The following is a 12,464-nucleotide window of genomic DNA, read 5'->3' as shown; positions in this document are numbered from 1 at the left end:
CCCCCTCATCGCTGCTGAAGCCGACCAGAACGCTTGCTCCGGAAGGGGTTTCGGGGGAGTAGGGAGTGATCGCGCTGTGCCAGCGCAGATGGGCGGCGCCCGGGCCGTCGTCGCGCCCCGACCAGGGGGCGGGCGGGTGATCGACAGCGGTCATAGCCGGTGGCCGTCCTTCCAGATCTCGCGCACCAGCGCCACACCCGGCCGGTAGGCCAGATACAGGTGCGAGGGTGCGTCCAGTGCGATCAGATCGGCGCGCGCACCGACCCGGATATGACCGATGTCGTTGCGCCGCAATGCGGCCGCGCCGCCCGCGGTGGCCGCCCACACGGCTTCGTCCGGGCTCATGTGCATTTCGCGCACGGCCAGTGCGATACAGAACGGAATGCTCGTGGTGTAGCAGGTTCCCGGGTTGCAGTCGGCGGCCAATGCGACGGTCACGCCCGCGTCGAGCAGGGCGCGGGCGTCGGGATACTTGTTGCGCGTGGAGAAGTCGGCTCCCGGCAGCAGGGTCGCGACCGTGCTGCTCGCCGCCAGCGCCTCGACATCCTCGTCGGTGGTGTAGGTGACGTGATCGACCGAGGCCGCGCCCAGCTCGGCGGCCAGCCGGACGCCGGCGCCGTAGCTGAGCTGGTTGCCGTGCACCCGCGGGGTGAGCCCGGCGGCGATGCCCGCCTCGAGCACCGCCCGGGACTGGTCGGCGTCGAAGGCGCCCTCCTCGCAGAAGACGTCGATCCATTTGGCGTGCGGCGCGCACGCCGGGATCATCTCGTCGATGACCAGCCGCACGTAATCGTCGCTGCGCCCGGCGAACTCCGGCGGGGTGACGTGCGCGGCCAGCAGGGTCGTCTCCGGTGTGTGCCGGGCGATGACCTCGAGGCTCCGCAACTCGTCGGCAACTGTCTGCCCGTAGCCGGACTTGGACTCGATCGTGGTGGTGCCGGTCCGCGCGGCCTCGGCGACCAGCCGGGCCATGTTCGCGTCCAGGGTCGTGTCGGTCGCGGCGCGGGTGGCGGCGATGGTGGTGCGGATGCCGCCCGCGCCGTAGGGCGCGCCTGTCATGCGGGCCGCGAACTCCGCCGACCGTTCCCCGCCGAACACCAGATGGGCGTGACTGTCGACGAATCCGGGCAGGGCGGCGCGGCCTTCCAGGTCCACCCGCGTCCCGGCGCTGCCCTCGGGCAGGCGGGCCCGCGGGCCGACCCACTGGATCAGGCCGTCGCCGAGCACCACCGCGGCATCGCGGAGCACGCCGAGCGGTCCTGCGCCGAGCTCGGGATCATTGGTGACCAGCGCGCCGATATTGTCGACGACCGTCCACTGCCCGGATTCGTGTCGCATGTGGGTTCAGTTCTCCTGCATCGGGATTCGAACGCCGCGGGTCGCGGCCACCTCGGCGGCGTGCTGGTAGCCGGCGTCGACGTGGCGGATCACGCCCATGGCGGGGTCGTTGCTCAGTACCCGCTCGAGCTTGCGGGCGGCCAGCTCGGTGCCATCGGCGATACACACCTGACCGGCGTGGATGGACCGGCCCATGCCGACGCCGCCGCCGTGGTGGATCGACACCCACGAGGCCCCGGACGCGGTGTTGACCAGCGCGTTGAGCAGCGGCCAGTCGGCGATGGCGTCGGAGCCGTCGGCCATCGCCTCGGTCTCGCGATAGGGGGAGGCCACCGAACCGGAGTCCAGGTGATCGCGGCCGATGGCGAGCGGCGCGGACAGCTCGCCGGAGGCGACCATCTCGTTGAACTTCAGTCCCGCCCGGTGGCGTTCGCCGTAGCCGAGCCAGCAGATGCGTGCGGGCAGGCCCTCGAAGTGCACCTTCTGCTGTGCCATGGTGATCCAGCGCTTGAGGTGCTCGTTCTCCGGGAACAGGTCGAGAATGGCCTGATCGGTGGCGGCGATGTCCTTCGGGTCGCCCGACAGCGCGGCCCAGCGGAACGGGCCCAGGCCCTCCTCGAACAGCGGCCGGATGTAGGCCGGCACGAAACCGGGGAACTCGAAGGCCCGCTCGTAGCCGCCCTTGCGGGCCTCGTCGCGGATGGAGTTGCCGTAGTCGAACACTTCGGCGCCGGCGTCCATGAACCCGACCATCGCCTCGACGTGCGTGGCCATGGACTTGCGGGCCTCGGTGGTGAACCACTCGGGATCCTCGGCGGCGCGCCGGTGCCAGTCGGTGACGTCGACGCCCAGCGGCAGGTAGGACAGCGGGTCGTGGGCGGAGGTCTGGTCGGTGACGATGTCGATCGGCGCGCCCATGGCGAGCAGGCGCGGGAAGATCTCCGCGGCATTGCCGACCACGCCGATGGACAGCGGTTCCCGCGCGTCGCGCTTCTGGATCGCCAATTCCAGTGCGGCTTCGAGGCTTTCGGCCTTGACGTCGAGGTAGCCGTGCGCGATGCGGCGGTCGATGCGGGTCACGTCGACGTCGACGCAGATCGCGACGCCGTCGTTCATGGTCACCGCGAGCGGCTGCGCGCCGCCCATGCCGCCGACGCCGGCGGTCAGGGTGATGGTGCCGGCCAGGGTGCCGCCGAAACGCTTGCGCGCCACCGCGCCGAAGGTCTCGTAGGTGCCCTGCAGGATGCCCTGGCTGCCGATGTAGATCCACGAGCCCGCGGTCATCTGGCCGTACATCATCAGGCCCTCGGCCTCGAGCTTGCGGAACAGCTCCCAGTTGGCCCAGTCGCCGACCAGGTTGGAGTTGGCCAGCAGCACCCGCGGCGCCCATTCGCTGGTGCGCATGACGCCGACCGGCTTGCCGGACTGGACCAGCAGGGTCTCATCGTCCTGCAGCGTCTTCAGGGTCCGTACGATGGCGTGGTAGGCGTCCCAGCTGCGGGCCGCGCGCCCGGTGCCGCCGTAGACGACCAGATCGTCGGGGCGCTCGGCGACCTCGGGGTCGAGGTTGTTCATCAGCATGCGCAGGGCGCCCTCCTGCTGCCAGCCGAGGCAGTTCAGTTCGGTGCCGCGCGGCGCGCGGACCGGGCGGGGGCCGGACGGGGTGTTGGTGGTCATCGGGACTCCTGTGTACTGACTGGTGGTGATGCCCATAACACTCCGGATTCGAGGCCTGGAACAGCGTCGGCGGCCAGGATTCTCGGATCTCAGACACTTGACGGTCGCGGCTGCCCGGATCCGCGCCGATACACTCGGTCCCGAACGTGCGGGTGTCCACCGATGGGCAGGATGTGGAACAGGTGACGAATGTGGCCATGGACGAGGTGGATATCGCGGCGCTGTACGCGGCTCGCAGCCACGGCGCGGCCCCGGCGTATCAGCGCGTCAAGGACATGATCGCGGAACAGATCGTGGCGGGCCGCTGGCGTGAGGGCGAGCTGCTGCCCTCGGAGAATCAGCTGGTCGGTGCGCTGGGGCTGTCACGCATGACGATCAATCGCGCGCTGCGTGAACTGAGCGCCGACGGGCTGGTGGACCGGCTGATCGGCGTCGGCACCTTCGTGGCCGGGCGCAAGGTCAGCTCGGCGCTGGTCGAGGTGCGCAATATCGCCGACGAGATCCACGACCGCGGACACGGGCACCGGGCCGAGGTGGTGTCGCTGGAGCAGCGCGTGGCGGACCCAGCGATCGCCCAGGAGCTCGGGGTCGAAGAGGGCAGCACCGTATTCCATTCGAAGCTGGTGCATTTCGAGGACGGCCTGGCCATCCAGCTCGAGGACCGCTTCGTGAATCCCGAACTCGCGCCCCGCTATCTGGAACAGGACTTCACCACCACGACGCCCAACACCTATCTGGTGACGGTGGCCCCGCTCGGCCGGGGCGAGCATGTCGTGGAAGCTGTGCTGCCGACCGCCGACGAGTGCGCGCTGCTCGGGCTCGACGAGACGGAACCGTGCCTGCTGATCCGCCGCCGGACCTGGTCCGAAGACCGGCTGGTCAGCGCGGCTCGGCTGCTGCACCCCGGTTCCCGCTACCGGCTCGCGGGAACCTTCGACGTGCAGGGGTCGTGACGGATCAGGCCGTGTGGACCAGGCTGCGGATCTGACGCACCGCCACCGACATGGCGGCGACATCGGCCGTGGGGCCGCGGTCGATCTCGGTGAGGGTGGACCGGGTGCGCTGGATCCGGGTGGCGTTGCGGGCCGCCCACCGGGCGATGGTGTCGGCCGCGGGCTCGGCCGGATCGGGCCGGTCGGCCAGTAGCGCCAGGCACAATCCGCGCAAGGATCCGTACAGGTCGTCGCGCAGGGCCAGGCGGGCCATCGAATTCCAGCGGTCCGCGGTGGACAGTCGTGACACCGACTGCAGCAGGCGTACCGTGCCCAGGTCCTGGCTCAGCGCGTAGTACAGCCCGGCCACGTCGGCCGGGTCGTGACCGCCCGCGTCGGCGACCTCGATGATGTCGAGCAGCCCGAACTGGTCGAGCAGCAGATGCACCCGGGTGGCCAGGTCGCGCGGCACTCCGGCGTCGACCGACCCGGCGATCCGGTCGTGCAGGTCGGCCAGTTCGCGGTCGCGCAGCCAGTCCGGGACCAGGCGCGCGTGCGCCGCCAGTCGCGGTGCGAATCTGGTTGTCTCGGAGTCGATGTCGAGCGGTTGCGGGCGGTGGGCCAGCAGCCACCGCACCGCTCTGTCGAGTACCCGCTGAGTGGTTCGGACGAGACCGTTGGTCACTGCCGCCGGGAGACCGGCGTCGGCGATATCGGCCCAGAGGCGGTGCAGCCCGAACACCCGGGCGGCGATCAGGTAGGCGCGCACCACATCCGGGCCCACGGCCGCCGAGTCCTCGCCCAACCGGAACACGAAACTGATTCCGCCGTGGTCGACGACGTCGTTGGCGAGCTGGGTCGCCACAATCTCACGGTGCAGCGGATGCTCGGACACGCTGTCCCCGAAGCGTTCTCGCAGGGTTTCGGGGAAGTAGTCGAGCAGGTGATCGTGCAGGGCGGGGTCGTCGGGCAGGTCGCCCGCGAGCAGTTCCTCCTTGATCGCGAGTTTCGCGTGCGCCAACAGGGTCGCCAATTCCGGGGAGGTCAGGCCGTGCCCGCTGTCGGCGCGCCGGGCGAGTTCGGTCTCGTCGGGCAGCGCCTCCAGGGAGCGGACCAGTCCGCGCCGGGCCTCCAGTCGCGCGATCATGCGGGTGTGCACCGCGATCCGGGCGGCCGCGTCGGCGCGGCTCACGCCCAGGACATGGTTCTGGGAACGGTTGTCCCGCAGCACCATCCGGCCGACCTCGCCGGTCATGTCCGCCAGTAGCCGGTCGCGTCCGCCGCGATCGAGGCGCCCGGCCGACATCATGCCGTCGAGCAGGATCTTGATATTGACCTCGTGGTCGGAGCAGTCGACGCCGGCCGAGTTGTCCAAGGCATCGGTATTGATTCTGCCTCCGCCACGGGCGAATTCGACGCGGGCCGGGGCGGTGAATCCGAGGTTGCCGCCCTCGCCGACCACGGTGGCCCGCATGTCGGCGGCGTTCACCCGCACGCCGTCATTGGCCTTGTCGCCGACGTCGGCCTGGGACTCGGCGGTCGCCTTGACATAGGTGCCCACGCCGCCGTTCCACAGCAGGTCGACCGGTGCGCGCAGGATCGCCTGGATCACCTCGTCCGGTGCGGCCGAGCTGACCGAATCCGGAAGTCCCAGTGCCGCACGAACTTCCGGGCCGAGCGGCACGGACTTCGCGGTGCGTGGCCAGACCCCGCCGCCGGTGCTGATGAGGTCGCGGTCGTAGTCCGCCCAGGACGAGCGGGGCAGCTGGAACAGGCGCTTGCGTTCGGCGTGGGAGACTCCGGCCTCCGGTCGCGGGTCGAGGAAGATGTGCCGGTGGTCGAACGCGGCGACCAGCCGGATGTGCTCGCTGAGCAGCATCCCGTTGCCGAAGACGTCGCCGCTCATGTCGCCGATGCCGGCCACCGTGAAATCGGCGGTCCTGGTGTCGCGGCCCATTTCGTGGAAGTGGCGCTCGACGCTCTCCCACGCGCCGCGGGCGGTGATGCCCATCGCCTTGTGGTCGTAGCCGACCGACCCGCCCGAGGCGAACGCGTCGCCGAGCCAGAAGCCGTAGCCGGCCGCGACCTCGTTGGCGATATCCGAGAAGGTCGCGGTGCCCTTGTCCGCGGCCACCACCAGGTAGGTGTCGTCGCCGTCGTGGCGGACGACGTCGCGGGCCGGGAGCACCGAACCCGTCGCCGCGTCGATATTGTCGGTGACGTCGAGCAGTCCGGCGATGAACTGTCGGTAGCAGGCGATACCCTCGGCCAGCTGTGCGGCGCGGTCGGCCGCGTCGTCACCGGTGGGGCGCGGGGGCTGTTTGACGACGAATCCGCCCTTGGCGCCGACCGGCACGATGACGGCGTTCTTCACCGCCTGGGCCTTGACCAGCCCGAGCACCTCGGTGCGCAGGTCCTCCTTGCGGTCCGACCAGCGCAGGCCGCCGCGCGCCACCGCGCCGAACCGCAGGTGCACGCCTTCGACCCGGGGTGAGTAGACGAAGATCTCGAATCGTGGCCTGGGCTGCGGGAGTTCGCCGATGTGCTGCGGGTCCAGTTTGAATGACAGCACCTCGGCACGGCCGTCACGCACGAAGTAGTTGGTGCGCAGGGTGTTTCGGACGAGGGTGGTGAGGGCGCGCAGAATGCGGTCGGCTTCGAGCCCGACGACGCGGCCGATGACCTCGTTCAGGCGATCGGTCAGTTCGGCTTCGGCGGCTGCGCTGCGCGTGTCCGGCGCGAACCGAGCGTGGAACAGCTCGACCAGCAGTTGCGCGGAATCGGGGTGTGCGGCGAGGACTTCCGCGATCCGTTCCGGGCTGTAGGGGAATCCGCTCTGGCGCAGGTATTTCGCGTAGGCGCGCAGGATGGACACCGGACGCCAGGCCAGCCCCGCGCTCAGGACCAGGCGGTTGAAGGCGTCGCTCTCGGCGTCGCCGCGCCAGGTGGCGGCGAAGGCCGCGGTGAAGCGGGCGTTCGGTTCCGCGCCCGCCGTCGGCTCGCCGTCGAAGGCCAGCCCGAAGTCGTAGATCCAGCACTGGTTCCCGGTGGAATCGTCGAGCGGGTAGGTCCGTTCGTCGAGGACTTCCACGCCGAGGGATTGGATGACCGGCAGGATGCGGCTGAGCGAGACGGCCGCCCCCGCGATGTAGAGGGTGAGCCGCAATCGTCCGCGTGCTCGTCCGGTGGGCGCGTGCAGGGCGACGTCGAACGACTCCGGTCGCAGCGCTTCGATGCGGGCGATGTCGGCGGCGGCGCGGTCGGGGCCGAAGTCGTGTTTGTACCACTCGGGCAGGGAGTGGGAGTAGGCCGTGGCCGGTGCTTCGGCTGCCATTCGGGCGTGGAGGGCATCGTCCCAGTCCTGCGTCATCGTCGGAAATCTCCCCGGTGCGGCGGTTGTCTATACAACAACATACAACCAATGTGAGTGGTCTCACAAGGGTGCCGCCGAGTCAGGGCGTGACGGGCACCTGACCGGCGATGCGCGAGGTCAGGCGCTCGGCGCCCCACCGCACCGCCTGCCCCACCACCTCCGGCTCGGGATTGGACAGCGTCCGCCAGGTGGTGCTCAGGGCCGCCACCGGACGGCTGTTGTGATCGAAGACCGCCGCGCCCACCGATCGCAGGCCCGCCGTCACCAGCTCCACCTCCTCGGCCCAGCCGCGGGCACGCACCTCGTCCAGATCGCGCCGCAGCTCGGTCAGCGACCGCGGTCCGCGTCCGGTGCGGGTGAGGAAGTCGGAACGCTTGGCGTACAACGCCTTCACCTGCGCGTCCGGCAGCGAGGCGAGGATCGCGCGCCCGTTCGCGGTCAGGTGCGACGGCAGCCGGACCCCGATATCGGTGATCAGCGAGACCTCCGCCGCGGGACCCGAGCCGGGACGTTCCTTCAGGAGGTAGACCGTCTCGTTGCCGTGCAGAATGCCCAGATGCACCGCCTGCCCGAGCTGCCGGGCCAGCTGGTGCAGGATCGGCTGCGCCAGCCGTTCCAGCGGCTCGTGCCGCAGATAGGCCGAACCGATCTCGAAGGACGTCACGCCCAGCCCGTAGGCCTGGTCACCCGGTACATAGACCACGAATCCGCGGTCCACCAGCACTGACAGGATGTGGTACACCGACGAGCGCGGCAGCCCCAGATCGCGGGCCAGCACCGCTGCCCGGACCGGTCCCGGGCCGTGCGCCAGCCGGACGAGGATGTCGAGCGCCCGGCCGACGGCCGGAGAGGTGGTCGAACCCGAGGATTGCGCCATTCCCCGAATTCTGCCAGCGAAGTCAGTCCGCGAGCTCGTGCGCGGTCGCGCGCAACGTCCACGCCGGGCCGCGCTGATGCAGGGTGGTCGCGCTCAACGGCGGAATATCGATGCGCCAGAACGACTCCGGGGGAGCGTCGAGGGTGCGCAGGACCGCGGCCCGCACGATCGCGGGATGCGTCACCGCGACGATCCGGTCGCCGCGCCCGGCCAGACCGCGCAGCCAGTCGCCGACGCGGTCGATCAATCCGGTGATCGATTCGCCGCCGTGCTCGCGGAAGCCCGGGTCGGTGAGCCAGCCCATCAGCTGCTCGGACGCGAGGTCGTCCATCGATCGACCGGCCCAGTCGCCGTGGTCCAGGTCGCGCAGCGCGGGTTCCGGGGTCCCGGTGAATCCCAGTGCCCGGCAGGTCTGTTCGGCCCGCAGCTCGGGGGCGAACAGCACCGTCGCGGGCTCCGGGCCGGGCAGCCCGCCCGCCTGCTCGACCGACCGCGACCCGAGCGGGTTGAGCGGTTCGTCGACCGGGAAGCGGGCGGACTGCACGGCCTCGGTGATCGCGTGCGTCACCAGGGTGAGACGGGTGACAGCGCTCATGCCGCCACTGCGGGCGCGGCCGGGGAGCGGTCGCCGAGCAGGCGCGGCGCCAGCCAGGCGAATCCGACCCCGATGACCGCCCACACCAGCAGCTGGGCGGCGAACGCGTACAGCCGGAAGTGGTACAGGTCGTCGGCGGGGAAGCCCGGGAACACGATCGTGCCCGCCGCGTCCTTCAGCGGTTCCGGCGCTTCGTGGAACGACGGCAGCAGCGCCAGCAGCGCGCCCATCACGACGACGAAACCGGCCGCGGCGGCCACCCCCGCGGTCCAGGTGTCCACGCGCGCGGTCAGCCTGCGGCCGAGCCAGATCGCCGCGACCAGCGCGACCGCGCTGATCGCGATCAGGCCCAGGTACAGGGCCGTGCGCTCCTCGATCGTGTCCGGGTTCCCGACGGACGGCGGGTTGGCCGGGTACTTCAGGAACGGCACCGCGTACAGCGCCAGGAACATGCCGCCCGACACCAGCAGCGCCAGATTGCGCGGCGAGATCTTGCCCGCCTTGCGCAGCGCCAGGAAGTACACGACCGCGAACAGCGCGCCCAGCGCGGCGCCGAACACGATCACCCCGAAGCCCAGCCCGACATTCTGCTGCTGCGCGCGCGTGAACAGCTCGGCCCCGTGGTCCATGTCCATGGGCTTCCCGGCGGCCTGGTCCAGCGCCATCTGCGCGTGGTCGCGGCCCTCTTCGAAGTCGATGGCGCGATCGATGATCGGCTCGGACAGGATCCGGGCGAACACGAACGCCAGCGATCCGCCGAGGGCTCCCAGCAGGACCCCTCGGCCGATGATTCGCTTTTCCATTGTGGTTACTCGATTCCCGGTGCTAGTGGCAGGGGAACCCGAGGAAATGCCGGCCGTCGTGCACGAACTCGTGCACGTGCATGTCGCTGCCGAACACCGACACCGCACCCTGATCGATACCGATGAAGTAGATCGCCAGCAGCGCCAGCAGGGTGGTGCCGACCAGCCACAGCGCGGTCGTGGGGATGGAGAGCGCGCCGCTGCCGAGACCGGAGCGAGGAGCGAAAGAGGTAGCCACGAAGGACTCCTTTGAGTCAGGGGGATTCCGCGTCCCCGTTGCCGATCGAACCGACGATGTGAGGGTCTGACTCGCATCCGGCTCGCGGGGAGACCGGGCTGCTCACAGTGGCGCGACCGTTCCGGCATTGCACCGGATTCCTCATGACATCGTCGATCAACCATACGAAAGCGCATCGCCGCTGGTCAATCCGCTCGCCCGGGTCGACCACCTGATGGGATGCCGCCGCGCGTGCGGGGATCGCGCTGTCGCTGGGCTATATTCGCCAACGTAACTGGTTCGCCGGAGGTGGAGTCGAGGAGCCCGCAGACCGGCGCCGTCCGGCTGTCCTACCGGCGCGCGGCCGAACTGTTCGAAACCCACACCGCGCACTACGACGACGGCCCTCACGTCCTGCATCAGCTGCGACATTCCCGGTTGACCCACGCCGCCGAGGACGGCGCGTCCACACCGGTGTTGATGAAGTTGTCCGGCCATACCTCGGTCCGAAGCCTCGCCAAAGACGCTCGGGCGTCCGACGAGGGGCTGCGCCGGTACCAGGCCGACAGCGACCCCACCACGTATTTTCCAGCCCCAGCGTGTCCGGAAACTGTTCAGCACGGTCGAATCCCCCTGAATGCCTGGTGTGCTAGTCGCTTCCATTGCCTCACCGGCACCGGAGTCTTGTCCGCGAGACCACCCCGAGCATTCTGACCACTACCGGCGATCGGTATGTGCCCATGGTGCATTCGACCCTAGGGTGCAGCACGCGGTCACCACTGCTGCGCGGGTCCGCCATTGCAGGGGATGACTTGAACGACGCTCGTGAGGGTTCTGCCCTCGAGGGTTTGGCCGTCCAGGCACATGGCTCCGTCGACGCCGTTGTGGAGAGTGTTGCCGGGGCCGGTGAACCACTGCTGTGCGAGGCCGCCGTTGCACGGGATGACTTGAGCGACTCCCGTCAGCGAGACGCCGTCCATTGTCTGCGCGTCCAGGCACATGCCGGGATTGAGGCCGTTGCGCAGACTGTTGAAGGATCCACTGATCCACTGCTGCGCGGGTCCACTATTGCAGGTGATGACCTGAGCGACCCCCGTGAGTGTGACGCCGTCCATCGTCTGCGCGTCCAAACATGTGCCCTGAACAAGCCCATTGACCAGCGTCATACTCGCCGCCGAGGCCGACGGCGCGCAAATCACCATTGCCGCGGCGGCCAGCGCGGCTCCGCCCCCGAGCAAACGCACCGGCTGCCGACTCCCTCGCTGCGCCGACGGACCGTCCGCCGACTGACCCACTCGAGTAACAAGCGGCTTCTTCATATCGTTCCCCTCCGCGTCGCATCCAACACCCCGGAGCGACTTCCGTTGTAGTCGAACATCTTCCGTCCGACGCGAAGCGAATAGTATCCAGGGCAGCTTTCAAGATCCTTAACAACCTCATGCGCCCGGCCCGCCCGATCGCACCCGACAATGTCGGGCATCGTCGTTTTACGAAAGGGTAGGCATGGATGATGTGCTCGGCCGCAGGGCATTTGAAGCATCGGTGCCGGGGCCCAGTGTTCGTGACCGCCCGCACAACGCGAATCCAAGCCGATTCGAATCCCGCCGACGGGCCGCGATCAGCTCCCGATCGGTGTTATCGAGATGAAAGAACCGCTCCAGCTCGACCCGCCGACAACACACCGAACTGGTCGTATCCGGCCCGGCCCTCATCACCCACAACCCGACATGCAACCACCACGCGCCCATCGATTCAGCGCATCGGCCTCCACCGCAAAGCGTTTCGGTCACCGCACCCTCAAGCGCCAGTTTCCGCTCAACTGGACCACACACGCCGTAGCCGAAGGCCGGGGCGTGCCGCACGCTCTGCGAACGAACGCGGTGCGCCCCGGCCGCCCGGTCAGGTGATCGGCGCGTAGGGGATGGTCCGGGAACTGTTGTCGTCCACCCGGATCGGACGACCCAGCTGCGGGAACGCGCGCTGCGCGCAGTCGGTGCGCTCGCAGACCTTGCAGCCCGCGCCGATCGGCACCGCCGTGCGCGGGTCGTCGACGGGCAGGCCGTGCGAGTACACCAGCTTGTCCGCGTAGGTCAGGTCGCAGCCCAGCCCGATGGCGAAATCCCGGGTGGGCGACAGGTATCCGGGCGTCTTCTCGTCGGTGGTGCGCGCCAGCCACAGATAGTTGCGGCCGTCGGGCATGCGGGCGATCTGGGTGCGGATGCTGCCCGGCGTGGAGAACGCGTCGTGCACCACCCACAGCGGGCAGCTGCCGCCCACCCGGGAGAAGTGCAAGGCGGTGGCGGACTGGCGTTTCGAGATGTTCCCGGCGCGATCGGTGCGGACGAGGAAGAACGGCACCCCGCGCTTGCCGGGCCGCTGCAGGGTCGACAGGCGGTGGCAGACGGTCTCGAAGCCGACCTCGAAGGTGGCGTCGAGCAGTTCGATGTCGTAGCGGGCATCCGGCCCAACCTCGATTTCCCCACCGGCCCCGCCTACTATCTGCTGGGCTTCGACATCGAGGCGTTCACCCCGATCTTCGTGATGAGCCGCGTCACCGGCTGGGCCGCCCACATCATCGAGCAGAGCGAATCCAACGCCCTGATACGGCCGCTGAGCGAATACGTCGGCGTCCCGCCACGACCGGTCGTGGCG

At 69.4% G+C, this 12,464-nt stretch carries 8 protein-coding genes, 5 pseudogenes and 1 riboswitch; of the genes and pseudogenes, 2 read left to right on the top strand and 11 right to left on the bottom strand.

The window, feature by feature from the left end; translation table 11 throughout:
* The 3 genes and pseudogenes from ACFV4K_RS30635 to hutU all read right to left on the bottom strand — a co-directional run.
* Positions 1-154, bottom strand: a pseudogene (locus ACFV4K_RS30635) (formimidoylglutamase); the annotation flags it as partial.
* Positions 151-1,338, bottom strand: a complete 1,188-nt coding sequence (gene hutI, locus ACFV4K_RS30630; protein WP_379279605.1) for an imidazolonepropionase — start codon at positions 1,336-1,338, stop codon at positions 151-153. The gene hutI and the pseudogene ACFV4K_RS30635, both read right to left, overlap by 4 nt.
* Positions 1,339-1,344: 6 nt before the next feature.
* Entirely contained in the window at positions 1,345-3,015 is a 1,671-nt protein-coding gene (hutU, locus tag ACFV4K_RS30625) for a urocanate hydratase (protein ID WP_379279604.1), read from the bottom strand.
* A gap of 197 nt (positions 3,016-3,212) precedes the next feature.
* Between hutU and hutC the strand changes: the two genes are divergently transcribed.
* Positions 3,213-3,968: a histidine utilization repressor gene (gene hutC, locus ACFV4K_RS30620; protein ID WP_379279608.1), complete on the top strand. Its 756-nt coding sequence runs from the start codon at positions 3,213-3,215 to the stop codon at positions 3,966-3,968.
* Positions 3,969-3,972: 4 nt separating this feature from the next.
* On the opposite strand, the pseudogene ACFV4K_RS30615 reads toward hutC, so the two are convergent.
* From ACFV4K_RS30615 to ACFV4K_RS30580, 8 genes and pseudogenes are all read right to left on the bottom strand, one after another.
* A pseudogene (locus ACFV4K_RS30615) lies at positions 3,973-7,329 on the bottom strand (NAD-glutamate dehydrogenase); the annotation flags it as partial.
* Between the two features lie 70 nt (positions 7,330-7,399).
* Positions 7,400-8,197: an IclR family transcriptional regulator gene (locus ACFV4K_RS30610; RefSeq protein WP_379279602.1), complete on the bottom strand. Its 798-nt coding sequence runs from the start codon at positions 8,195-8,197 to the stop codon at positions 7,400-7,402.
* Between the two features lie 22 nt (positions 8,198-8,219).
* Entirely contained in the window at positions 8,220-8,792 is a 573-nt protein-coding gene (locus ACFV4K_RS30605) for a histidine phosphatase family protein (protein WP_379279601.1), read from the bottom strand.
* Positions 8,789-9,595, bottom strand: coding sequence for a CbtA family protein (locus ACFV4K_RS30600; protein ID WP_379279600.1), 807 nt, complete (start codon positions 9,593-9,595; stop codon positions 8,789-8,791). The genes ACFV4K_RS30605 and ACFV4K_RS30600 overlap by 4 nt, the downstream gene beginning before the upstream one ends.
* A gap of 22 nt (positions 9,596-9,617) precedes the next feature.
* The gene (locus tag ACFV4K_RS30595) at positions 9,618-9,833 is read right to left on the bottom strand and encodes a CbtB-domain containing protein (RefSeq protein ID WP_379279599.1); all 216 of its coding nucleotides are present in this window, start codon (positions 9,831-9,833) and stop codon (positions 9,618-9,620) included.
* 39 nt (positions 9,834-9,872) lie between these two features.
* Positions 9,873-10,026: riboswitch (cobalamin riboswitch) on the bottom strand.
* Between the two features lie 559 nt (positions 10,027-10,585).
* Complete coding sequence (locus ACFV4K_RS30590; protein ID WP_379279606.1) at positions 10,586-10,978, bottom strand: ricin-type beta-trefoil lectin domain protein; 393 nt, start codon at positions 10,976-10,978, stop codon at positions 10,586-10,588.
* A 408-nt stretch (positions 10,979-11,386) separates the two neighbouring features.
* A pseudogene (locus tag ACFV4K_RS30585) lies at positions 11,387-11,560 on the bottom strand (DUF4158 domain-containing protein); the annotation flags it as partial.
* 151 nt (positions 11,561-11,711) lie between these two features.
* Positions 11,712-12,269: pseudogene (locus ACFV4K_RS30580) on the bottom strand (short-chain fatty acyl-CoA regulator family protein); the annotation flags it as partial.
* Here ACFV4K_RS30580 and ACFV4K_RS30575 point away from each other — a divergent pair.
* Positions 12,264-12,464, top strand: a pseudogene (locus ACFV4K_RS30575) (citrate/2-methylcitrate synthase); the annotation flags it as partial. The pseudogenes ACFV4K_RS30580 and ACFV4K_RS30575 sit on opposite strands and share 6 nt — an antisense overlap.

The sequence above is a fragment of the Nocardia sp. NPDC059764 genome (assembly GCF_042732555.1).
GTDB lineage: Bacteria > Actinomycetota > Actinomycetes > Mycobacteriales > Mycobacteriaceae > Nocardia.
This window is presented reverse-complemented; position numbering and strand designations above follow the sequence as displayed.

What these genes read in the sequence shown, in the direction of transcription:
- hutI (WP_379279605.1), bottom strand. Translation starts at nt 1,338, where the DNA reads ATGCGACACGAATCCGGGCAGTGGACGGTCGTCGACAATATCGGCGCG.
- hutU (WP_379279604.1), bottom strand. Translation starts at nt 3,015, where the DNA reads ATGACCACCAACACCCCGTCCGGCCCCCGCCCGGTCCGCGCGCCGCGC.
- hutC (WP_379279608.1), top strand. Translation starts at nt 3,213, where the DNA reads ATGGACGAGGTGGATATCGCGGCGCTGTACGCGGCTCGCAGCCACGGC.
- ACFV4K_RS30610 (WP_379279602.1), bottom strand. Translation starts at nt 8,197, where the DNA reads ATGGCGCAATCCTCGGGTTCGACCACCTCTCCGGCCGTCGGCCGGGCG.
- ACFV4K_RS30605 (WP_379279601.1), bottom strand. Translation starts at nt 8,792, where the DNA reads ATGAGCGCTGTCACCCGTCTCACCCTGGTGACGCACGCGATCACCGAG.
- ACFV4K_RS30600 (WP_379279600.1), bottom strand. Translation starts at nt 9,595, where the DNA reads ATGGAAAAGCGAATCATCGGCCGAGGGGTCCTGCTGGGAGCCCTCGGC.
- ACFV4K_RS30590 (WP_379279606.1), bottom strand. Translation starts at nt 10,978, where the DNA reads ATGACGCTGGTCAATGGGCTTGTTCAGGGCACATGTTTGGACGCGCAG.